Raw genomic sequence first — 22,637 nt, 5'->3', positions numbered from 1 at the left:
ATAATTTATACTTCACAAATTATTTCAGTTTTTCGTTGTTTTTGTGACGGTCTTTGTCTCTAACGGATTTCAAATCCATCTTTTTATCGAAAGCGGCTTGTAAATCGATTCCGGTTTGGTTTGCTAGACACAATACCACAAAAACTACATCGGCTAATTCTTCGCCAAGGTCTTTATTTTTATCGCTTTCTTTTTCGGATTGCTCTCCATAGCGGCGGGCAATGATTCGGGCTACTTCCCCTACTTCTTCAGTAAGTTGCGCCATATTAGTCAATTCGTTAAAATAACGAACACCGTGTTCTTTGATCCAAGTATCAACGTCGAGTTGGGAATTTTTCAGGTTCATGGTTCTATTTTTTTAAGTACAATTTTCTCGTTTTGTTTATCAATAATTTTTTGAAAGAAATCTTTTAAATTACTATAATATTCTGCTTCCATAATAGCAGCATTTATTTCTTTAGTGATAATGATTTGAATTTTATTGCCTTCTACTTGAGAATTCATAACAAATAAAATTACATTGTCTTCGGAAGCTATCTTCATTGATTTCGGGATAGATTCAACTAAATAACCTTCTGGAATTTCTAAATTTATGTTGTATTTTTCCTGCTTTGGATAGCCAAAATAGATAGGCATTTGCCTTTTCTCCTGAACAAATGGGTTTTTCTTTAACGTAAAAAACAATAGAGGATCAATAAACATTTTACCTCCTATAATTTCACAATGATTCTCTGAGGTAAAAGTAAAAGTTTCTATTACAGGTTTTGACATATCAGTATCTCTACTTTCTACACTGTAGTCATTAATCAGTATTCCGTCTAAATTATTTTCTAATTTTTCAAGATAATTTTCTTCATTTTGGTTGGCATATTTTTCTCTAAAACTATATGCTTCATAGGCTGTTTTTTGAACCCTAAATTTACCTGTGATGTGCCCAAGATTATTAATTTTTGTCATCAAAGTATAATTAACTTTAGATGGTATAGTTGGCACAAGATTAATCTCTTGAGAAGTTCCATCTTGCTTAATGAGTCTTCCAGTCCAATTCAATACATTTAAAGGCAAAATATTCTGTGTCGTATATTTATGTGTTGCATCTAACAAAATTTGTTTTCCATCAAGATCAGCTGCAGCAATTACATAATTAAAAACTGTTCTACTGGGAAAAGAAGGGACGCCATGTTCTACAGTACTTATCAAAACAGGATTTGCATTTATACCCGCTAACTTCAACATTGCTATTAAAATAAAATTTATTTCAGCGACATTTCCAGTTTTGTCCAAATAAGCCCGTTTTACTCCTTTTTCAGTAAAATAACCGTCTTCTTTGTTCCAATTCATTTTACTTTGAACAAATTTAAAAATGATATCTAATTTTTCTTCATCAGAAACAGCATTTTTAAGTATCATTTTAACATCTTGAATTAAATAAGGCTGTTCATTAAGTTCCTTTCCGAAATTTTTATTTTCAAAAATAGTTTTTGCGACCCCTTCCCAAGTTATTGAATAATCCTTGACGGGTTGTTCAGGATAACGAGTTCTTTCCAACTCATTCTGAATAGAAGATTTATAATTTCTTATATTATCAACATAATCTTCTTCTTTGATTGCCGGTATGTTTTCCGCTACATAACTGCTATTAATCTGTCTATATTTTAAACTAGCCGTTCTTTTGTACTCATCTTCATAATTTTGAGAGCCATTGACGAATTTTGCATCCGATTTAACTTTTACATATCCTTTCAAAACTGGCTTATAAATAAAAATTTCTGGTATTTCAGTTATGTATTCTGAATAGTTTATCGGAATATCATATTGATTATCATAAACAGGAAACTTTACAATATTTTCAGATTTCAATATATATTTAAACTCTATAACTGAACCTACTTTGACATTAGGCATTGATATCGTTGCTAGATTCCAATATTCATTTACATTTTTCTTGAAACTTCCTTCGCTGTTTAGCTTTGTTTTCACTACTGTACCATCTTCAATATTATACGTTACTACATTTGAAAACTTTACAGATTCATCATTCATATCTTCGTAACCTACATAATATGGAACTTCAAAATTTGCCCAACTCAAACCTTCTTTTTTGTATATTTTGATTCTATATGTATATTCATGATTAACTGTAAAACCTCTACTTAAATTATATTTAAAAATGGTTTTAGCTTTTTTATACAAAACGGCAGCAACGGCTGTTGTATCCTCTGGATGAAGTTTTTCTAAAAGCTCATTGTTTGAAACTTTTCCTAATTCAAAATTTTGTGAATTTGTTTCCGTGACAAATAGAACAAGAAGTAACAATACTGTAACTTTGATAATTTTCATTTAACTATACTTTTTTAAGCACTATTTTCTCGTTTTGCTTTTCAATCATTTTTTGATAAAACTCTTTTAACATGGGATAATAATCTGCTACAATTATCGGACTACTTATTTGATGCGTCATTACTAACTGAATTACATTGCCCGTTGTACTAATCATAAATTTAAAACCTCCTAAATTATCTTCCATATTTAAAAGTATGGAAGTTGGTAAAGACTCCACTTTATATCCCTCCGGAATTTTAATTGATATGTTGTATTTATCTACAAAAGGGAATCCATAATCTACAGGATACTCTCTGTTTTCTTGTTTAAAAGGATTTTGTGTTACGGTAAAAAACAACATTGGATTTACATAAATTGATCCTCCAATAATCTCGCTAAAATTCGAACCTGAAAACGAAAAATTTTCCAAGATTGGCAATTTTAAGTCTTTTTCGTTTGTTCTCGAATAGTCACTTATTTCAATTTTATCATTTTCATTTTCTAATTTCTCGAGATAAGTATCTTCTTTGATATTCTTAGTATTTCCTCTAAAAATAATGGCATTGTAATCTGTTCTTTGACGCTTCAGCTTTCCTGAAACCTCTCCGTTAGCGTTAATTTCGTAGTTCATCATCACTACGTCGTTAGAGGGAGCTTTAGGCATTAAATCAACTTCTATTGAAGTGCCGTCTTTACGAATCAATCTTCCTACCCAGTTTAAAGCCCTCAACGGCAATACATTTGGAGTAGAAAATGAATCCGTAGCATCTAATAAAACCTGACCATTAGGAGTTTCTACGGCAGCAATAACATAATTGAATGCCGTTCTGTTTGGAAAAAATGCAATCCCGTTAGAACGGGTACTTACAAGAACAGGATTCGCAGTCAAGCCTACATGACGCAGCATAGCGGTAAGCATCAAATTAATTTCGGCAACATTACCTGTTTTATCCTTGTACGCTTTTTTCACACCATCATTACAGGAATATCCATAATAATCATTCCATTTTACTGATTCTTTCACATGATTAAAAATTGCCAAAATCTTTTCTTCAGGAGAAGAAAGCCCAGCAATAACAACTTTTAAATCTTCCTCAAAATACCCAGTTTTATTTAATTCAGGTCCAAAATCGTCATAGTTATAAATTGTTTTAGTGACGGATGGCCAATCGGTAGATAATGTCTGGTATGGTTGATTTGGAAATTTTACAACAGAAAGTTCGTGAGAAATACTTGTAGTGTAATTAGCAATGTTATTCACATAAGCTTCCTCTTTCATCGCAGGTAGTCTCTCTGCTACGTAGGTAGTTTTAGTCTCAGTAAACTCCAATTTTTCTTGGGAAGCGCTGCCGGAACTCTCACCCAGTTTTGCTTCTGGCCGATAAAAATAACTTAACGATTTTCTAACTTGTTCCTTATTGATGCTAGGAGAGATAAAGCCTTTCATATTAGGATTGTAAACAAAGTATTCTGGAATGAAAGTTTTAAACTCCGAATAATTTACCGGAATACTCGACTGAAAACTCCACTCTGTTAACTCGCTAAAACGTGATGAACGCACTACATACTTGAATTCAACAACAGAGCCAACTTTTACATTAGGAAGAGTGATCTTTTTTTGCCCCCAATATTTGTTAATTTTTTCATCAAACTCACCATCACTTTTTAGTTTTGTTTTCTCAATCTTGCCATTTATCAAATTATACGTAACAACATCTGAAAAAGACAAAGTTTCTTTCGCATTTGAACCTATATAGTAACTAACCGCTTTATTTGCCCATTCATACCCTTCCTTTTTATAAATTTTAATACGAGTTGTAACTTCTGTAATCATTTTGAAACCATCATCTTGAGTGTATTCAAAACGAACTGCTCCTTTTTCGAAAAGAATAGCAGCTACGGCAGTTGAATCCATCGGGTGATTTTTCTCTTGAAGTTCCACAACTGAAACATTTCCTAATTTAAAATCTTGCGCATTGGCTTTAAAAATAAACAAAGTGAAAAATAGAATAATGACGAATTTGTTACATTTCATGATTTATAAGTTTGGGGTTAGTATAATTTTGGCATTATCATTTTTTGAAATTTGTTCTATGAAAAGACGGTATTCGTCATACTCTTTATTTGAATACAATCCTTTCTTTATAAATAACGTTCGTTTGTAAACTACATTTGAACTATCAATTTTTATAATCTCCGTTTTATAAGTCCCGAATTTACTACTCAGCTCATAATTTTCAGGGATATATTCTACTGAAAAACCACCAGGAAGTATAACGCTGACCTCATCTTGATCTAGATAACCTCTCTGTATTTCCAAAGGATTTTTACGGTTTCTTATTCTTTTCACGTAAGCGTTAGTTTTATTGAAAGCATTGACAACAAATATCAATTTATTTGAGGTAAGACTTCCATAATTTACTGCTTCCACAGCTATGTTTTCAGTTAAACTAATTTTATCTTTATCATTATAAAATGATATTTTGTTGATTTTTAAATTATTGATATGTCCCCAATAATCCTTATAATGTACTTCTTTTTCCGTTGGCTGTAAATTTTCAATAGACGCTTTTTGACTGTATTGCGACCCTTCGGAAACGAGTGTTATTTTTCCAGAAAAATCCCCCTTTGCTGTTAAAGTATAAGAACCTTTACTAATTTGAGTATTTCCGTTATCTTCATAGACTTTTGTTCTCACAATCTCTCCTCCCTCTGGTTTTATTACCAATACTTTTCTGTCATCCGTAAAAATCCCTTGGTAACCAAAAGGATCGTCTTGGCTCGTACATTCTAGCCAAGTATAATTATCCCCATTTGGAATCGATAAAATAACATGATTTCCTTGCATGGATACAAATTCAGACTGAATATTCAACTTCTTCCTATCTCCATACAAAATAGTGTAATAAGATGGCACATTTACCACATCCAATAAGGCTTTAGTATAGTTAGTCAAGGCTTTGCAATCCCCATATCCCAAGCGATCCACATCACTGGCAAGCATAGGTTTCCACCCGCCAATTCCAACTTGAATACTTATATATCGTACCTTTTGTTGCACGAAAGTGTAAATTAATTTTGCTTTTTTAATTGGGTCTTTTTCATCTCCAACGAGAGCCTTTACTTTCATTTTGGTTTCATCTGGCAAGTCAGTTGTCCCCAATAAAATTTTATCAGAATACCATTGTCCAAATTCCTTCCAAGTCTTTGCATTTCCGTCTACTCCTTCTAGATGAAACAACTCTAATCCCATCATCAATTTTGGGAAAATAGTGTTAACAACAGGACTATAATCCTCTTGCTTTTGAGCCAGAATATTAGTTGCGGTGTAAGATAAATTTGTTGACGTGTCTAAGATTTTTTCAATTTTAAAATTAGAAAAGTTGAATTCCATTTTTTTAAAACCTAATTTATCAGGGTACTTTACATTCAAAATACTTTTTTCAACGCTAACAAAATAGCTGTTTAATGGATACCACTCTGGAATAAAAGCGGTAGTTGAAGTTTCTATTTCACTATCAAATACTATAGTAAATGGATATTGAATGGGAGTGTAATCTAAATAAAGATATCTATTGTCAGAAAAAAGTGTACCGCCACCAACTGCACTTTGATCTTTGAAATCTTTACGCTTAATTTTTTTAATTTCTTTACCGAAAGCATCATAAACTGCTGCTTCTATGTTTTTAATAGTAGTTCTTTTATCGTAGCTCTCTACTGCATCTATAGCATCTAAGCCTTTTTCGTTTAAAACTGTAACTACTCTTTTAGTAATTACATTCATATTTCTTTGAGAAGAAATAATAATATCTATTTGATTCAAACGAATAACAGCATTCGCATTATCCTTTAAGCTATCAGCGATACTCAAAAAATTATATTCTGTCTTTTGAGCAAAAATAAGTGAGGTAAAAAACAAAAACAGGAAAGAAACATATTTGGAGTTCATAAAAATTCTTTTTATCAAAAATATAAGAATTTTTCGATTAAAGAAAACTTAATCTCTATTTTTACTATCAATTAGTATTGTTACTGGCCCATCATTTAACAAAAGTACTTTCATATCAGCACCAAATATGCCAGTTTGTACTTTTTTCCCCAATTCTTTTTCGAGCTGAAGTAGGAAACTTTCATATAAAGGAATGGCGATTTCTGGCTTGGAAGCTTTTATATACGAAGGACGATTGCCTTTTTTGGTAGCGGCATGCAATGTAAATTGGCTTACCACAATGATATCGCCATCTATATCTTTGACGGATAAATTCATTACGTCATTTTCATCCCCAAAAATACGGATGTTGGCTATTTTTGTAGCTAACCAATTGATATCTTCTTGATTATCTAAATCTTCAATACCAACTAAAATCAATAATCCTTTTTGGATATCGGCTACGATTTTAGTGTCTACTGTTACGGAGGCTGAGGAAACTCTTTGAAGGACGATTTTCATTTTTGAAATTAATATTATTACTCCCTCATTTTATCACTGATTATTCTATCCTCATTATGAATATCTGTACGGTAATTTTCATCGTCTCCTTCCAGAATTTTAAGGTAACTTCTATAACGGGACCAAGCGATTTCATCTTTTTCTAAAGCTGCTTTGATGGCACAATGCGGCTCGTCTTTATGCAAACAATTATTGAATTTACATTTGTCTTTCAATTTGAAGAACTCAGGGAAATAGCCACTAATTTCTTCTTTTTCCATATCGACAATCCCAAAACCTTTAATTCCTGGCGTATCAATAATTTTAGCATCAAAAGACAAATCATACATCTCAGCAAATGTCGTCGTGTGTTGTCCTTGCTTGCTTGCTTCAGAAATTGTTTTTGTTTTTAAATGCAAAGAAGGTTCCATAGCATTTACCAAAGTGGATTTTCCAACACCAGAATGTCCTGAAAACATACTTACTTTACCAATCATCATTGCTTTCAATTCCTCGATTCCTTTCATTTCAGTCGAAGAAACGCGTAAACATTTGTATCCTATTTCCTGATATACATGCTGCATGTATAATTGCTCGTCCAATGTTGCATCGTCTAAAGTATCTATTTTATTAAAAACAAGTATCGTTTCAATTCCGTATGCTTCGGCTGTAACCAGAAAACGGTCAATAAAATTAAAAGTAGTTGGTGGATTATTAATGGTTACTAACAAGAAAACCCGATCAATATTAGACGCAATAATATGCATCTGATGCGATAAATTCACTGATTTACGTACGATATAATTTTTCCTGTCGTGAATTTTATGAATGGTTCCCGTAACAGTATCGGATGATTCTTCTAGTTCATAATCCACTACATCGCCTACAGCAATAGGATTGGTACTTTTGATTCCTTTAATTCGGAATTTCCCTTTCATACGGCATTCAATAAAATCACCTTGTTCGGATTTTACGGTGTACCAACTTCCTGTAGATTTGTATACGAGTCCTGTCATTTAGGATTATTTGATTGAATATTAACGATTTTAGATTTCTAATTTAAAATCTAAGACTTTGCAAAGATAATTCTTTGTTTTAGGTTTATCCCGAAGCTTCGAAATAAAGTTTAAAATTTTTCCCTATTTATAAAAATCAAAAAATCCCCACAACTTTGATTATAAAGCAGTGGGGATTAGTTTCAAAATATACCTTTAAAAATAAAATACTTATTTTTTAATTTCATAAGGAAAATTGCGACCTACTTTTCGCATCATTCTTTCCATGACAGCATTTGCAGAACTCATTACGTCTTCGTTCATTTCTTTGTAAAATCTCCAAAGCAAATCTCCATCTGCACCATTGTAGACATTCATCGTCATTTCTCCACTAGCAACTTTTCCAGTTCCAAAACCGATAAGAAGCGTTTTAGCAATCGCTAAACCTTCACTACTGGTTTTTTCATAAGCATAAGCACATTTGATTACTGCGTCAACACCTAGAATTTTAGCAAGCGCATCCGGAGTCATTTCGTCAATTTTATCGTAAACTTCACTTTGTTTCAATAAAACATTTGTTCTTTCCACATCTTGAACCGTTACTGTATAATCATCAGATTTTCTCAAAAGATAGGTATACATACCTGATTGTAAGTTAGAACCTAATTTTCTTTCTTCGTCTCTATTTGTTTGCGCATCAAAATTCTTTGGCAATCTTTTGTACGAAATCGATGCTTTAAAAGGTAATATAGCCACCGTCTTGTGCACGGCAGTTAATTGACCTAATTTAGGGGATTCAAAAATTTGTTTTGAGCCTTCAAATTGTGCCAGCATCAAAGTTGTTGTAAACAAACAGGTAAGAAGTAAAGTAATTTTTTTCATGATCATTAATTGGTTTTAGGTTACCGCAATACTACAAAAAAACCTACAAAGATTTGTAGGTTTTAATAAAGAATTATTTACTTTAATTATTAAGCATTCAATACTTTGTCTTGATGACTGATACTTTCTTGGTGAATTGCTTTGAACATTCTTAGTACAAACTCTTCGGAAAGACCTTTCTTCTCACCATCCAAAATCATTTTTCCTAAAATTTCGTTCCAACGATTGTTCTGCAATACAGCAACATTCGCTTCTTTTTTCACCTGTCCTATTTCATCCGCAACTTTCATTCTTTTACCCAAAAGCTCTAACAAAGTGGCGTCCAAAACATCAATATTTGCTCTTAATTTTTTCATTTTATGAGTAAACTCATCCGAAACATCATCTAACTTTCTAACTTTTAAATCAATAAAAATTTGTTTCAAAGCATCAGGAGTTACTTGTTGTGCAGCATCACTCCATGCATTATCAGGATCAGTATGTGTTTCGATAATCATACCATCATAATTCAAATCTAAGGCTTCCTGAGTTACTTCAAGAATCATTTTGCGGTCTCCAGTAATATGAGACGGGTCAATGATTAAAGGCAAATCAGGAAATTTATTTTGCAATTCAATAGCAATTTGCCATTCTGGAATGTTTCTATATTTTGTTTTTTCGTAAGTAGAAAAACCTCTGTGAATAACACCCAATTTTTCAATTCCAGCATTGTACAAACGCTCTACACCGCCTAACCACAATGACAAATCTGGATTTACCGGGTTTTTAACCAATACAATTTTCTTAGTTCCTGCTAAAGCATCTGCAATTTCCTGCACCGCAAAAGGATTTACGGTCGTTCTGGCTCCTATCCACAATACATCAATATCATATTCCAAAGCTAATTTTACGTGAGCCGCATTTGCCACTTCCGTTCCCATTAGCAATCCGGTTTGTTCTTTAGCTTTTTTCAACCATTTTAATCCAATTTCACCAACACCTTCAAATCCTCCCGGACGCGTTCTTGGTTTCCAGATTCCTGCTCTAAAGATGCTCACATCTGAATCTTTCAATTCATGCGCAATTTTCAATACTTGTTCTTCTGTTTCAGCACTACAAGGTCCTGCTATCACTAATGGATGAGTTAAATTAAATTCATTCAACCAATTTCTCATTTCTTTCTTGTTTTCCATCTTTTCTAATTTTATTTTTTTAGTTTTTTGTGTTGTTCATTTTTACAGTAAAAATGTGACTTATCACTTTTTCACGTTCATTCCGTTTAATATTTCCTTTATTTTATTGACACTTTGCATTTCATTGTAAATCGCATCGTAATCTTCCTTTTCTAATAATTCTTTAAACTTTGATAAATTCGAAATGTATTCGTCCAATGTTTTTACAACCTGTTTTCTGTTTTGTTTAAAAATCGGTGTCCACATTGCTGGGGAACTTTTGGCTAAACGAACTGTACTTTCAAAACCGGAACCTGCCATATCAAATATATCCTGTTCATCTTTCTCTTTATTTATTACCGTTTTTCCAAGCATAAAGGCACTTATATGCGATAAATGCGACACGTAAGCAATATGTTTATCGTGTGATTTTGGATCCATGTAACGGATTCTCATTCCCATTGCTTTAAACAAATCCAACGCTTTCTCCTGTAATTTGAAAGTAGTTTTTTCTACCTCACAAATAATATTCGTTTTTCCTTGAAACAAACCTTTTATCGCTGCCGAAGGTCCAGAAAACTCTGTTCCTGCAATGGGATGTGTTGCTATAAAATTTCTCCTTTTAGGATGATGGGCAACCACTTCACAAATAGGAACTTTGGTAGAACCCACTTCAAAAACGATACTATTATCTCCAATAACATTTAATACTTTTGGCAAAACAACCAGCGCTACATCAACAGGAACCGAAACAATTACAAAGTCGGCATCCACTAAATCTTCAAATGCAGCACCAGAATCCACAACTCCTAAAGCTATGGCTTTCGCCAAATGACTTTCGTTGGTATCAATTCCATAAATTTTGGCTTCCGGATGCAGCGTTTTAATGTCCAATGCCATCGAACCGCCTATTAATCCTATTCCTATTACGTATATTTTCATTTGCTAAAATCTATCAATTGCTTCCTGTACTTTTTCTTCTTTTACGCATAATGCAAATCGAATGTATCCTTCGCCGTTACTTCCAAAAATGGTTCCCGGCGTAATAAAAATTGATTTGTCATATAAAATTTCATCGATGAATTTCTCTGCTGATGTAATTCCGTCAGGCAATTTTGCCCAAACAAATAATCCAACACCTTCTTTATATACTTTACAACCTAATTTCTCAGCCAGTTGCTCGGTAAGAATTCTGCGTTTTCTATAAATCGCATTCATCGATTCAAACCAATTCTTATCACTTTTCAAAGCTTCAATTGCTCCTTTTTGAATCCCATAAAACATTCCGCTGTCCATGTTGCTTTTTACTTTTAGAACAGCATCAATACAAGCTGCATTTCCTAGAAGCATTCCAACTCTCCAGCCAGCCATATTAAAAGTCTTACTCAATGAATTTAACTCTAAAGCAACATCTTTCGCGCCTTCCACCTGCAACAAACTCATCGGATTGTCATTCAAAACAAAACTGTATGGATTGTCATTGACTAGTAATATCTGATGTTTTTTGGCGAAAGCCACCAACTTTTCAAACAACTGTAGACTTCCTCTCGCTCCTGTTGGCATGTGCGGATAACCAATCCACAGCATTTTCACTTTCGATAAATCCAGTTTTTCCAAAGCTTCAAAATCCGGTTCCCAGTTATTATTTTCTTTTAAGTCATAATAAACTGGAACTGCTCCCACTAAATTCGTCACCGAAGTATACGTTGGATATCCTGGATTTGGAATCAGTACCTGATCGCCTTCATTCAAAAAAGCCAACGAAATATGCATAATTCCCTCTTTGGAACCCATCAAAGGCAAAATTTCGTTAGTTGGATTCAACGAAACTCCGTAATTATTTTTGTAAAAATCAGCCATGCCTTGACGCAATTCCGGTAATCCTTGATAACTTTGATATTGATGCGCATTTTCATCTTGCATTGCCAGAACTACTGCGTCAATTACTGCTTGTGACGGTTGTAAATCCGGGCTTCCAATTCCCATATTGATAATGGGCTTCCCTTCAGAAGCCAGTTGTCTTACTTCTCTCAATTTTGAGGAGAAATAGTATTCTTCAATTATATCGAGACGTTTCGCTGTAGTAATCATGTGTAAATTTTAAAATTCTTTTGACTTTTGACTTTATAACTTTCGACTAATTATAATTTTGTGTTTTTATATTCGCCTAATACTTTGAAATACTCCGCCATGATGATCAATAATGACTTTGCTTTAGCATAATCTTCGTATTTTTCGAAAGTAACATCCACAAAAAACGAATATTTCCAAGGTGTTTCTATTTTTGGCAACGACTGTATTTTGGTTAAATTCAATTTACAATCGCTCATTACATTTAGTACTGCAGCCAAACTACCGCGTTTGTGGTCCAATTCGAATTTGATGGACGCTCTGTTTATTTCGTTTTCCGGGACAAAAGAATTATCCTTTTTGATAATAACAAAACGAGTCATATTGTTTTTAATCGTTTGAATTTCCGGAGCCAAAATCTCTAAATCATACATTTCAGAAGCGGTTTTACTGGCAATTGCAGCAATTCCTTTCAACTGTTTTTCCTGAATTCTACGTGCCGTTTCAGCAGTATCTTTGTCTTCGACTAATTTTATGTTTGGATATTTTTTCAGGAATTCCATACATTGCAAAATAGCCATGGGATGCGAATGCACTTCCTGAATATCTTCCATTTTCTGACCTTTTAACGCCATTAAATTTTGATGAATTCTTAAATAATGTTCTCCTATAATGTGCATATTATTTTTGTCAATCAATGCGTAATTCGGAATAATTGGGCCTGCAATAGAATTTTCTATCGCCATAACTGCCTGATCTGATTTCCCAGAAAGCAGGTTATCTACTAATTCTTCAAAGGACAAACATTCGTCAACAATAACTGCCTGATTGAAGTATTCCTGCGCCACCTGATGATGAAAAGAACCCGTTATCCCTTGTATTCCAATTATTTCATTCATTTTACACATTTTTAAGCAAAAAAAAATCCCGATTTTCATCGGGATTGTATATTTATAGTATCAATTTAATTTTATAATCAAATAACCATACGACAATCCCTTTCAACTTTCCAGAAGAAATAATAAGAGTTGCTAAAATAAAATCGGTTACTCAACATGTTGTTGTTGTTTTTTTGTATTCATTACTCTGCGAATGTATTAATTATTTCCAGCTAACCCAAAAAAAAAGCTGATTTTATTGAACAAAAAGGAGATTCGCTAAAAAACTGGTTATTAATTGTGTAATACTTAAAAAAAGGCTTTTAAAATATTTTTTAATCAGCGTGACTTACAGTTTTAGAAAATTGAAATATTGTTTTTCATAATTATAACTTTATAATCTCACTAAAATTACGCCACTAATTTTTCAGTAAGCCATTTTTTTCCTTCCGAAATTCGAGTTACCATCATTGCCGACACTAAATCACCATTTGCATTCAGTAATGTCGCCATAGGATCTACTAAAGTCCCAACAATCATAGCTGCTGGAAGCGCTTGTTCCATTGGAAAACCATAAACGGTAATCGCTAATATTTCTCCTATGTAACCTCCATTTGGAATTCCGCCCTCGACTACTGAAACAATTACTGTAATTCCCAAAGCCATTAATATAGTATTAGTATCCGTTAAATCTTTTCCAAACATGGCAAAAATTACTGCTATTTTTATAATTGACGACATACTCGATCCGTCTTTATGCAACGGTGCTCCTAGCGGAATGACAACATTCCTGATATGAGCCGGGATATTCATTTTTTCCGCACCCTCAAGATTGGCAGGAATTGTCGCAATGCTGCTGCACGTTCCCAATGCTGTTAAGGAAGGCGTAATATTGTTTTTCCAAAATACTTTAAATCCAAATTTCCCTCCGGCGATAAATGCGTACAAACTAAAAAACACGATAAAGTAAAACGCACAAACCGCATAATAAAGTCCTAGTGGCTTTGCATAAGCACCAAATAATTGCGGCCCAAATATTCCAACTTGATACGCAAAATAAGCACCCAATCCTATTGGAGCCGTTTTCATGATAATATGTAGCAATTGTTTCATCACTTCATTGCCTGAATTCAAGAATCTACTAAAATCTTTCCCTTTTTCGCCCGATTGCAAACTGGCAAATCCTATTAAAAAAGAAAATATGATTAGTGCTAGCATATTTTTACGAGATAACAACTCAAAAAAGTCCCCTGCCGTAAGCAATTGAGTAATTTGAGAACCAGCTGAACTTTCCTGAATAGTTTCCAATGGAAGTTTTGAGAAGATGATATCTTGCTGAATGGGAAATAACAAAACAGCAACTAGCATCAAAATGGCCGAAATTAACACGGTGCTTAAAAACACTCCTATAACAATTACAAATAATTTTCCCAGTTTCTCTGTTTTTTCTAAATTGGCAATCGAAGATGCAATCGTAAAAAACACCAACGGGATAATTGCTGTAAACAACAAATTCAGAAATATATCGCCCAAAGGTTTAATCACTTCTACTCCTTTTCCAAAAACTAAACCCAATATACTTCCCGCCAAAATCCCGCCAAGTAGTAATAAAATACTTTTGTAGTTTTTCAAGAAACTGCCGGATTGTGTAGTTTTCAAATCCATATCTTTATTGTTTACAGTAAATATATAAATCTAAAACAGAATCCACTCCTGCTTAGTACATTTTCACAAGGACTTTTCATGTATTGTACTAAAAAAACAATAAATCAATCCTTTTTCTGTTTACTTTTGCAATAAATAAAATTCCATGTCAATAGAAGTAAATAATATATCAAAAAATTACGGTGCCCAAAAAGCATTGGATAACATTTCATTTTCTATAAAAAAAGGAGAAATCGTTGGTTTTTTAGGTCCAAATGGAGCCGGAAAATCAACATTAATGAAAATATTGACAACCTACATTAATGCCGATGAAGGCTCAGCAATCGTAAATGGAAACGATGTAAACACTCAACAAAAAGCCGTTCAACTTTCTATTGGTTATCTTCCAGAACACAATCCGTTGTATTTGGATTTGTATGTGAGGGAATATTTGGCTTTCAATGCTGATGTGTATAAAGTAGCCAAATCCAGAATCGAAGAAGTGATTCAATTGACCGGTTTAAGTACCGAAAGTCATAAAAAAATAGGGCAATTATCCAAAGGATATCGCCAGCGGGTAGGTCTAGCCAATGCTTTATTGCACAATCCAGATGTTTTGATTCTTGATGAACCAACAACAGGTTTAGACCCGAATCAATTAATGGAAATTCGTAATGTGATTAAAAATGTAGGAAAAGACAAAACCGTTTTCCTGTCCACGCACATTATGCAGGAAGTTGAAGCCATTTGTGACCGCGTTATTATTATCAATAACGGTAAAATTGTTACCGATAAAAAATTGGACAACTTAATTTCCGAAGACAAGGAGCAAGTTATCGAAGTAGAATTTGATTATAAAATAGAGGAACAAGCTATTTCCAAAATCGAAAATCTTGTCTCTTTTAAGAATACGCACGATATGATTTGGGAATTGACGTTTAAAGCGGATAAAGATATGCGACCTGCTGTTTTTGATTTTGCCAATACCAATGGTTTGAAAACCTTACAACTCAATCAGAAAAATAAAAATCTAGAAGCTGTATTTAGAGAGATAACAAAATAGTTACAACTAAAAAAGCTCGTTTAAATCAATTTTAAACGAGCTTTTTTTATGAAATACGATTGAACTTTAAAAAACCTTACTCGCAATTTGTCGAATATTTTCTGATTTTCCCATAGAATAATAGTGTAAAACGGGAACGCCAGCCGCTTTCAACTCTAATGATTGCTGAATCGCCCATTCTATTCCTACCTGTCTGATTTCCGCATTATTTTTACATTGATCAACAGCATTTATCAAATCTTCGGGTAAATCTATTCGGAATATTTGTGGCAAAACTTGCAAATGCCTTTGCACGGCGATTGGTTTAATTCCCGGGATAATAGGAACGGTAATTCCCATTTCTCTGGCTTTGGCAACAAACTCAAAGTATTTAGCATTCTCAAAAAACATCTGTGTCACCACATAATCAGCTCCGGCATCTACCTTCTCTTTCAGTCTTTTTAAATCTGAAATTAAAGACGGAGATTCTAAATGTTTCTCAGGATATCCGGCAACTCCAATACAAAAATTGGCTTTATTATCAACATCCATTACATCGTGCAGGTATTTTCCGCAATTCAATTGGTTAATTTGTTTAACCAAATCAACCGCAAAATCATTTCCTCCTAATTTAGGAACAAAAGACTGTTCGTCCTTCATGGCATCGCCACGCAAAGCCATCACATTATCAATTCCTAGATAATGACAATCGACTAATAAATACTCCGTCTCTTCTTTAGTAAAACCACCGCAAAGCACATGAGGAACTGTATCTACGTTGTACTTATGCTTGATTGAAGCACAAATTCCAAGTGTTCCAGGACGCATTCTGGTTAGTTTTTTTTCCAGTAAATTATTTCCTTTATCTACGTAAATAAATTCTTCGCGAGAAGTAGTTACGTCTATAAATGGCGGCTTGAACTCCATCAACGGATCAATATTGTCGTATAATTCCTGAATGCTTTTCCCTTTTTGAGGCGGAATAATTTCAAAAGAGAATAAAGTTTCTCCTTTAGCATCTTCTATATGTTGTGTTACTTTCATTTTCTTTAGTTTGAAGTTTAAGGTTTAAGGTTTAAGGTTCTCTCGAACGACTTTAAACTTTAAACTTTAAACAAAATTTCAACTTTAAACTATTTCTAATCCGCAATATTTGGGTTCAACCATTTCGTTGCCACTTCGGTCGAAACGCTTCTTCTTTTGGCGTAATCGATAACTTGGTCTTCTTTTATTTTTCCAAGTCCAAAATACTTACTTTCCGGATTCCCAAAATAATATCCAGAAACCGATGAAGCGGGCCACATCGCCATACTTTCGGTTAAAGTCACTCCTATTTCTTGTTCTACATTCAGTAATTTCCAAATCGTAGGTTTTTCTAAATGGTCGGGACAAGCCGGATAACCTGGTGCTGGGCGAATTCCATTATAAACCTCTTCAATCATAGCCTCGGTTGTTAAATTTTCATCCGAAGCGTAACCCCAAATTTCTTTACGGATTTTTTCATGTAAATACTCCGCAAAAGCTTCAGCAAAACGATCTGCCAATGCTTTCACCATAATCGAATTGTAATCGTCTAAATCTTTTTCGAATTCAGCTGCCCATTCGTCAACCCCAAAACCAGTCGTTACACAAAACGCTCCCATATAATCCGTTTTACCGCTGTCTTTCGGAGCAATAAAATCCGACAATGCGATATTTGGAGCACCTTTTGTTTTTTGTGCTTGTTGGCGAAGTGTCAAGAACGTTTGTAATAGTTTTCCGTTTTCGTCGGTTAATTCAATATCATCATCATTGACTTGATTAGCAGGGAAAATTCCGTAAATTCCTTTGGCGGTCAGTTTCTTTTCTTTCAAAATAACGTCTAACATTTCCTGCGCATCTGCAAAAACAGATGTTGCTTGCTCTCCAACCACTTCATCAGTCAATATCGCCGGATATTTCCCGAACAATTCCCATGTTCTGAAAAATGGCGTCCAATCAATGTACGGAACCAAAACATCCAAATCAACTTCGATAGTTTGTTCTCCAATTACATTTGGTTTTACAGGTGTAAAATTATCCCAATCCAATTGTAATTTATTTTTACGTGCTTGTTCGATTGTCAAGAAATTCTTGTCGCGAGAACGATTCAAGAATGTTTCTCTAAATGCATCGTATTCAGCACGGATGTCACTAGCGTAAATTTTTCTGTTGTGATCCAATAAATTTCCTGCAACCGTAACTGCTCTTGAAGCATCATTTACGTGAATCACTGTCGATTTATATTGCGGTGCAATTTTCACGGCAGTATGTGCCCTTGAAGTTGTTGCTCCACCAATCATTACAGGAATATTAATATTTCTTTTGTCTAATTCTTTAGCGAGATAAACCATTTCATCTAATGAAGGCGTAATTAATCCGCTTAGTCCAATAATATCAACGTTGTGCTCTATAGCTGCAGCGATAATTTTCTCGGGAGCGACCATTACACCAAGATCCACAATCTCATAATTATTGCATGCCAAAACCACTGAAACAATATTTTTACCAATATCGTGTACGTCTCCTTTTACGGTGGCCATCAGGATTTTTCCGTTCCCTTGCTTGTCACCAGCTTGCTTCGATGCTTCGATGTAAGGCAGAAGATACGCAACCGCTTTCTTCATTACACGAGCTGATTTTACCACTTGTGGCAAAAACATTTTTCCCGAACCAAATAAATCTCCTACGACATTCATTCCGGCCATTAAGTTGATCTCAATAACTTCAATAGGTTTTGTTGCAGTTAATCGCGCTTCTTCAACATCGATTTCTATAAATGCATCCACACCTTTTACAAGTGAGTGTGTAATTCTTTCCTGAACTGTTCCTGAGCGCCATTCTTGAACTGCTTTTTCATTGTTTTTGACATCTCCTTTTACATTCTCGGCAAAGTCCAATAATCTTTCCGTTGCATCATTGCGACGGTTTAGGATTACATCTTCAACGTGCTCTAATAAGTCTTTTGGAATTTCGTCATAAATAGAAAGCATTTCCGGATTCACAATTCCCATCGTCATACCATGCTTAATAGCATGATATAAAAACACCGAATGCATTGCTTCCCGCACCGTATCATTTCCTCTAAATGAAAACGAAACATTACTTACACCACCACTGATATGTGCATGAGGAAGATTTTCGCGAACCCATTTGGTCCCTCTAAAGAAATCCAAAGCATTCAATCTGTGTTCTTCCATACCTGTTGCCACAGGAAATATATTTAAATCGAAAATAATATCCTGCGGAGGGAAACCAACTTTGTTTACCAAAATATCATACGAACGTTGGCAAATTTCAATTCTGCGCTCGTAATTATCAGCTTGTCCAGTTTCATCAAAAGCCATAATAATTGCTGCAGCACCGTAACGCTTAATCAATTTAGCGTGATGGATAAATTGCTCTTCCCCTTCTTTTAAAGAAATCGAATTTACAACACTCTTTCCTTGAACTACTTTTAATCCCGCTTCAATAATATCCCATTTTGAGCTATCAATCATGATTGGCACTCTTGAAATATCCGGTTCGGCTGCGATTAAATTCAGGAATTTGGTCATGGCGTATTCACCATCAAGCATTCCTTCATCCATATTAATATCAATGATTTGTGCACCACCTTCTACTTGCTCTTTAGCAATGCTGAGTGCTTCTTCGTATTTTTCTTCCTTAATTAATCTTAGGAATTTTCTAGAACCTGTTACATTCGTTCGTTCACCAATATTCACAAAAACGCTGTCCGGCGTAATGATCAAAGGCTCTAATCCCGATAATACAAGGTTTTTTCTAGTTTCTTGTGCCATTTTTTATTTTATTTAATCCTGCACGATTTCAGCAAACGTGTAGGTTTCGTATATCTTATTAATATTTTGGGCGTGACCCAAAAAGGGTCGGGCTATTCGCTGCAAGTCCTCGTCTCGTCCGAAAAGACGAGACTGTGGGCTTTTCGCTGCTATCCCTCACGCGGGCATTCTTGGTTACATTGTTGCTGTAGAAACCCTCGGCTTATAATCCTTTGCTATATCAGCAATTAACTTGATGTGTTCTGGCGTTGTTCCGCAACAACCGCCTATGATATTGACTAAATTATCGTCTAAATATTCTTTGATGAAAGCTTGCATTTGCTCTGGCGTTTCATCGTACTCTCCAAAAGCGTTTGGCAATCCTGCATTAGGATGCGCCGATACATTGAATGAAGTATTTTGTGACAAAGTTTGCAAATAGGGTTTCAGCAAATCAGCTCCCAAAGCACAATTGAAACCTACGCTCAACAATGGAATGTGCGAAACCGAAACCAAAAAAGCTTCCACGGTTTGTCCTGAAAGTGTTCTTCCAGAAGCATCGGTAATCGTTCCGGAAACCATGATTGGAATGTCGATATTACGTTCGTCTTTAACTTCTTCGATTGCGAAAAGTGCTGCTTTTGCGTTTAACGTGTCGAAAATAGTTTCTACTAAAAGTAAATCACTTCCTCCGTCAATCAAGGCTTCTACTTGTTGTTTGTAAGCAATACGCAAATCATCAAAAGTTACTGCTCTGTAACCTGGGTCGTTTACATCTGGTGACATACTTGCTGTTCTGTTTGTTGGTCCTATTGAACCTGCTACAAAGCGAGGTTTGTCCGGATTTTTGGCTGTGAATTCATCGGCTACTTCACGGGCAATTCGTGCCGATTCATAGTTGAGTTCGTATACCAAATCTTCCAGATGGTAATCAGCCATTCCGATGGTGGTTCCAGAAAAAGTATTGGTTTCTACAATGTCTGCTCCAGCTTCAAAATACGCTGCGTGAACGGCACGAATCGCTTGTGGCTGCGTGAGTGACAACAAATCGTTATTTCCTTTTAAGGAATGTGGAAAATCTTTGAAACGTTCTCCACGGAAATCTTCTTCGGAAAAATTGTAGCGTTGCAACATGGTTCCCATAGCTCCATCGAGTATGAGTATGTTTTTTTTAATGGCTTCTTGAATACTTGACATTTTTTGTTTTATTCTTGCTAAACACCAAAGTGTTATGCTTTTATTAATAATTTCAAAAGTTCAATATAGTAGCCCTTTAGCCCCGATTACAGTGAAAATCCTTTTACTTTTTTCTTTAAAAAAGTAAAAGATTGCAACGAAAAGCGGGAACGGTATTGGCAGAAAAGTGCCAATTGTTCGCTCCTGATACTGAAATTAATCCAGTAGGCTAAATATCGATATGTTGTCAAGAAAAGGTTTGAGAAATACTAAGTGAGTATTCGTGTGTTATCTATCTTAAATACTGAAACTGGTTCTGTATAAAGTAGAATGTAGCACCTTCTTTAAAGATAAAGGGTTGCTAAGGTTTCATTGGGTCTTTCCCTCCGCCTTTCGTGATAACTTTCAATAAATATATGAACAGTGCAAAGTAAAGACATAGCGCTAATACTTGCAAGTATTAGCGCTATATTTTTTAACTAGTTTGAATTAAGTTGTTAAACTATGGCTTTCACCACGGCTTTTGGAGCTTCTTTACGAGTTCCATCAAATCCGTCAACACCAGAAACTGTAGTGTATTTCAATACGTATTTCTTGCCCGGATTAATGATTTGGTAGGCTGCCTGACACATTAATGTCGCTTCGTGGAATCCACAAAGAATCAATTTCAGTTTCCCCGGATAGGTATTTACGTCACCAATTGCAAAAATCCCCGGTATGTTCGTTTGATAATCCAAAGCATTATTTACTTTGATAGCATTTTTTTCAATGTCTAATCCCCAGTCTCCAATAGGACCTAATTTAGGTGTTAATCCAAAAAGTGGAATAAAATAATCCGTTTCAATAGTTCGGTGTGCTCCATTTTCCTCGACTACAACTCCTTCTAAATGTTCAGCACCTTTCAAGCCAACAACTTCTCCAGGGGTAATCATTTTTATTTTACCCGAGTTTTTCAATTCCTGTACTTTTTCTACAGAATCTAAAGCACCCCTGAATTCGTTTCTACGGTGAATCAAAGTCACTTCAGAAGCTACATTCGACAAGAAAATACTCCAGTCTAAAGCTGAATCTCCTCCTCCAGCGATTACTACTTTTTTGTCTCTGAATTTCTCTGGATTTTTGATAAAGTATTTAATTCCTTTATCTTCGTAAAATTCGATGTCTTCAATCAATGGTTTTCTTGGCTCAAAGCTTCCCAATCCACCTGCTATTGCTACTACAGGAGCATGGAATTTTTTTCCTTTATTTGAAGTCACAATAAAAGTTCCGTCTTCTTGTTTTTCAATTGTTTCAGCACGTTCACCAAGAGTAAATCCAGGTTCGAATTGCTTGATTTGCTCCATTAGATTATCTACTAAATCTCCCGCTAATACTTCAGGAAATCCTGGAATATCATAAATAGGTTTTTTAGGATATAATTCAGATAATTGTCCGCCCGCTTGTGGCAAAGCATCCAGAATATGACATTTTAATTTTAACAATCCTGCTTCAAAAACTGCAAATAAACCCGTAGGTCCGGCTCCTATTATAAGTATGTCTGTTTTAATCATTTTTTTATTCTTTATGTAATGTAATTGTGCTAAACTATTTAATTGCAAATGAACGATTGATTTATATTACTTTAAATGATAAATATCAGTCGGATTCTTTGTTCTTTATGCTATTCTCTTGGTTCTTTATTCTTCAACGACTCGGTGATTTCGTTCATTTTTTGAACTTTTTCTTCGAAATTCCCTTTTAACGTTTTGCGATATTCATTTAGATTTTCAACCATTTTATTAATATCGTCCGGAATGATTTCTTCAAAAAACTCCCGTAATCTTTTGGCAGTTGTTGGTGATTTTCCATTGGTTGAAATTGCGATTTTTACATTTCCTTTGGTCACAATTCCGCCCAAATAATAATCACATAATGGCGGTGTATCAGCAATATTGCAAATCAAATATCTTTTTCTGGATAAATCATAAATCCTTTTATTCACTTTCAAATCATCCGTACAAGCAATAACCATGTTGCGTTTACGAAGCATCCATCGATTGAATTTTCTATACGTCAAATGTACCGAAGGATGTTTTGCAGCGAGGCTTTCCAGTTCTGGTAAAAACTTTGGCGCCACCACCTCAACATTGGCGTTTGGACTTGATTTCAACATGAAAGATAATTTTTCTAAACCCACATTTCCGCCACCCACAATAAGTACGTTGAGGTTGTGTAATTTTAAAAAAATAGGATATAATTCGTTCCGTTCCAA

18 protein-coding genes and 1 riboswitch are annotated in these 22,637 nt (G+C 34.5%); of the genes, 1 reads left to right on the top strand and 17 read right to left on the bottom strand.

Going from position 1 to position 22,637, the window contains the following annotated elements:
- Positions 1–19: 19 nt before the first annotated feature.
- The 12 genes from IWX80_RS07760 to IWX80_RS07705 all read right to left on the bottom strand — a co-directional run bounded on the left by IWX80_RS07760 (position 20) and on the right by IWX80_RS07705 (position 14,392).
- Entirely contained in the window at positions 20–346 is a 327-nt protein-coding gene (locus IWX80_RS07760) for a nucleotide pyrophosphohydrolase (RefSeq protein WP_039110839.1), read from the bottom strand.
- Complete coding sequence (locus tag IWX80_RS07755; protein WP_196852885.1) at positions 343–2,340, bottom strand: DUF3857 domain-containing protein; 1,998 nt, start codon at positions 2,338–2,340, stop codon at positions 343–345. Before IWX80_RS07755 ends, IWX80_RS07760 begins: the two co-directional genes overlap by 4 nt.
- Before the next feature lie 4 nt (positions 2,341–2,344).
- Positions 2,345–4,357 carry a DUF3857 domain-containing protein gene (locus IWX80_RS07750; RefSeq protein ID WP_196852884.1) on the bottom strand — a complete coding sequence of 671 codons (2,013 nt, stop codon included), beginning with the start codon at positions 4,355–4,357 and terminating at the stop codon, positions 2,345–2,347.
- Between the two features lie 3 nt (positions 4,358–4,360).
- The gene (locus IWX80_RS07745; protein WP_196852883.1) at positions 4,361–6,271 is read right to left on the bottom strand and encodes a DUF3857 domain-containing protein; all 1,911 of its coding nucleotides are present in this window, start codon (positions 6,269–6,271) and stop codon (positions 4,361–4,363) included.
- A gap of 48 nt (positions 6,272–6,319) precedes the next feature.
- Complete coding sequence (dtd, locus tag IWX80_RS07740) at positions 6,320–6,772, bottom strand: D-aminoacyl-tRNA deacylase (protein ID WP_196852882.1); 453 nt, start codon at positions 6,770–6,772, stop codon at positions 6,320–6,322.
- Positions 6,773–6,789: 17 nt separating this feature from the next.
- Positions 6,790–7,767, bottom strand: a complete 978-nt coding sequence (gene rsgA, locus IWX80_RS07735; protein ID WP_196852881.1) for a ribosome small subunit-dependent GTPase A — start codon at positions 7,765–7,767, stop codon at positions 6,790–6,792.
- 210 nt (positions 7,768–7,977) lie between these two features.
- Positions 7,978–8,628 carry a hypothetical protein gene (locus IWX80_RS07730; RefSeq protein ID WP_196852880.1) on the bottom strand — a complete coding sequence of 217 codons (651 nt, stop codon included), beginning with the start codon at positions 8,626–8,628 and terminating at the stop codon, positions 7,978–7,980.
- Positions 8,629–8,717: 89 nt separating this feature from the next.
- Complete coding sequence (locus IWX80_RS07725; protein ID WP_131909402.1) at positions 8,718–9,800, bottom strand: bifunctional 3-deoxy-7-phosphoheptulonate synthase/chorismate mutase type II; 1,083 nt, start codon at positions 9,798–9,800, stop codon at positions 8,718–8,720.
- Positions 9,801–9,863: 63 nt separating this feature from the next.
- Positions 9,864–10,721 carry a prephenate dehydrogenase gene (locus IWX80_RS07720; protein ID WP_196852879.1) on the bottom strand — a complete coding sequence of 286 codons (858 nt, stop codon included), beginning with the start codon at positions 10,719–10,721 and terminating at the stop codon, positions 9,864–9,866.
- Between the two features lie 3 nt (positions 10,722–10,724).
- Positions 10,725–11,870: a pyridoxal phosphate-dependent aminotransferase gene (locus IWX80_RS07715; RefSeq protein ID WP_196852878.1), complete on the bottom strand. Its 1,146-nt coding sequence runs from the start codon at positions 11,868–11,870 to the stop codon at positions 10,725–10,727.
- A gap of 50 nt (positions 11,871–11,920) precedes the next feature.
- Positions 11,921–12,748 carry a prephenate dehydratase gene (locus tag IWX80_RS07710; protein ID WP_196852877.1) on the bottom strand — a complete coding sequence of 276 codons (828 nt, stop codon included), beginning with the start codon at positions 12,746–12,748 and terminating at the stop codon, positions 11,921–11,923.
- Between the two features lie 390 nt (positions 12,749–13,138).
- Positions 13,139–14,392: a dicarboxylate/amino acid:cation symporter gene (locus IWX80_RS07705; protein WP_196852876.1), complete on the bottom strand. Its 1,254-nt coding sequence runs from the start codon at positions 14,390–14,392 to the stop codon at positions 13,139–13,141.
- Positions 14,393–14,537: 145 nt separating this feature from the next.
- Here IWX80_RS07705 and gldA point away from each other — a divergent pair, with 145 nt between their 5' ends.
- On the top strand, positions 14,538–15,434 hold the full coding sequence (gene gldA, locus IWX80_RS07700) for a gliding motility-associated ABC transporter ATP-binding subunit GldA (RefSeq protein WP_196852875.1): 897 nt from the start codon (positions 14,538–14,540) through the stop codon (positions 15,432–15,434).
- 66 nt (positions 15,435–15,500) lie between these two features.
- Here gldA and metF read toward each other — a convergent pair whose 3' ends face one another.
- The 5 genes from metF to IWX80_RS07675 all read right to left on the bottom strand — a co-directional run bounded on the left by metF (position 15,501) and on the right by IWX80_RS07675 (position 22,637).
- Positions 15,501–16,457, bottom strand: coding sequence for a methylenetetrahydrofolate reductase [NAD(P)H] (gene metF, locus IWX80_RS07695; protein ID WP_196852874.1), 957 nt, complete (start codon positions 16,455–16,457; stop codon positions 15,501–15,503).
- 95 nt (positions 16,458–16,552) lie between these two features.
- The gene (gene metH / locus IWX80_RS07690; RefSeq protein ID WP_196852873.1) at positions 16,553–19,231 is read right to left on the bottom strand and encodes a methionine synthase; all 2,679 of its coding nucleotides are present in this window, start codon (positions 19,229–19,231) and stop codon (positions 16,553–16,555) included.
- A 174-nt stretch (positions 19,232–19,405) separates the two neighbouring features.
- Positions 19,406–20,407: a homocysteine S-methyltransferase family protein gene (locus tag IWX80_RS07685; RefSeq protein WP_196852872.1), complete on the bottom strand. Its 1,002-nt coding sequence runs from the start codon at positions 20,405–20,407 to the stop codon at positions 19,406–19,408.
- Between the two features lie 264 nt (positions 20,408–20,671).
- Positions 20,672–20,791: riboswitch (SAM riboswitch) on the bottom strand.
- 92 nt (positions 20,792–20,883) lie between these two features.
- The gene (locus IWX80_RS07680; RefSeq protein WP_131909411.1) at positions 20,884–21,936 is read right to left on the bottom strand and encodes an NAD(P)/FAD-dependent oxidoreductase; all 1,053 of its coding nucleotides are present in this window, start codon (positions 21,934–21,936) and stop codon (positions 20,884–20,886) included.
- Between the two features lie 110 nt (positions 21,937–22,046).
- Positions 22,047–22,637 (bottom strand): precorrin-2 dehydrogenase/sirohydrochlorin ferrochelatase family protein, encoded by a 591-nt coding sequence (locus IWX80_RS07675; protein WP_196852871.1) that lies wholly within the window; start codon positions 22,635–22,637, stop codon positions 22,047–22,049.

The sequence above is a fragment of the Flavobacterium sp. CAN_S2 genome, from assembly GCF_015752255.1.
Taxonomy (GTDB): domain Bacteria; phylum Bacteroidota; class Bacteroidia; order Flavobacteriales; family Flavobacteriaceae; genus Flavobacterium.
Note: the sequence above shows the minus strand (reverse complement) of the source record. Positions and strands in the feature narration are given on the sequence as shown.

Coding starts and splice junctions, on each gene's coding strand:
- IWX80_RS07730 (WP_196852880.1), bottom strand. CDS start 8,628: ATGAAAAAAATTACTTTACTTCTTACCTGTTTGTTTACAACAACTTTG.
- IWX80_RS07685 (WP_196852872.1), bottom strand. CDS start 20,407: ATGTCAAGTATTCAAGAAGCCATTAAAAAAAACATACTCATACTCGAT.
- IWX80_RS07705 (WP_196852876.1), bottom strand. CDS start 14,392: ATGGATTTGAAAACTACACAATCCGGCAGTTTCTTGAAAAACTACAAA.
- metF (WP_196852874.1), bottom strand. CDS start 16,457: ATGAAAGTAACACAACATATAGAAGATGCTAAAGGAGAAACTTTATTC.
- rsgA (WP_196852881.1), bottom strand. CDS start 7,767: ATGACAGGACTCGTATACAAATCTACAGGAAGTTGGTACACCGTAAAA.
- IWX80_RS07750 (WP_196852884.1), bottom strand. CDS start 4,357: ATGAAATGTAACAAATTCGTCATTATTCTATTTTTCACTTTGTTTATT.
- metH (WP_196852873.1), bottom strand. CDS start 19,231: ATGGCACAAGAAACTAGAAAAAACCTTGTATTATCGGGATTAGAGCCT.
- gldA (WP_196852875.1), top strand. CDS start 14,538: ATGTCAATAGAAGTAAATAATATATCAAAAAATTACGGTGCCCAAAAA.
- IWX80_RS07720 (WP_196852879.1), bottom strand. CDS start 10,721: ATGAAAATATACGTAATAGGAATAGGATTAATAGGCGGTTCGATGGCA.
- IWX80_RS07710 (WP_196852877.1), bottom strand. CDS start 12,748: ATGAATGAAATAATTGGAATACAAGGGATAACGGGTTCTTTTCATCAT.
- dtd (WP_196852882.1), bottom strand. CDS start 6,772: ATGAAAATCGTCCTTCAAAGAGTTTCCTCAGCCTCCGTAACAGTAGAC.
- IWX80_RS07745 (WP_196852883.1), bottom strand. CDS start 6,271: ATGAACTCCAAATATGTTTCTTTCCTGTTTTTGTTTTTTACCTCACTT.
- IWX80_RS07760 (WP_039110839.1), bottom strand. CDS start 346: ATGAACCTGAAAAATTCCCAACTCGACGTTGATACTTGGATCAAAGAA.
- IWX80_RS07755 (WP_196852885.1), bottom strand. CDS start 2,340: ATGAAAATTATCAAAGTTACAGTATTGTTACTTCTTGTTCTATTTGTC.
- IWX80_RS07715 (WP_196852878.1), bottom strand. CDS start 11,870: ATGATTACTACAGCGAAACGTCTCGATATAATTGAAGAATACTATTTC.
- IWX80_RS07725 (WP_131909402.1), bottom strand. CDS start 9,800: ATGGAAAACAAGAAAGAAATGAGAAATTGGTTGAATGAATTTAATTTA.
- IWX80_RS07680 (WP_131909411.1), bottom strand. CDS start 21,936: ATGATTAAAACAGACATACTTATAATAGGAGCCGGACCTACGGGTTTA.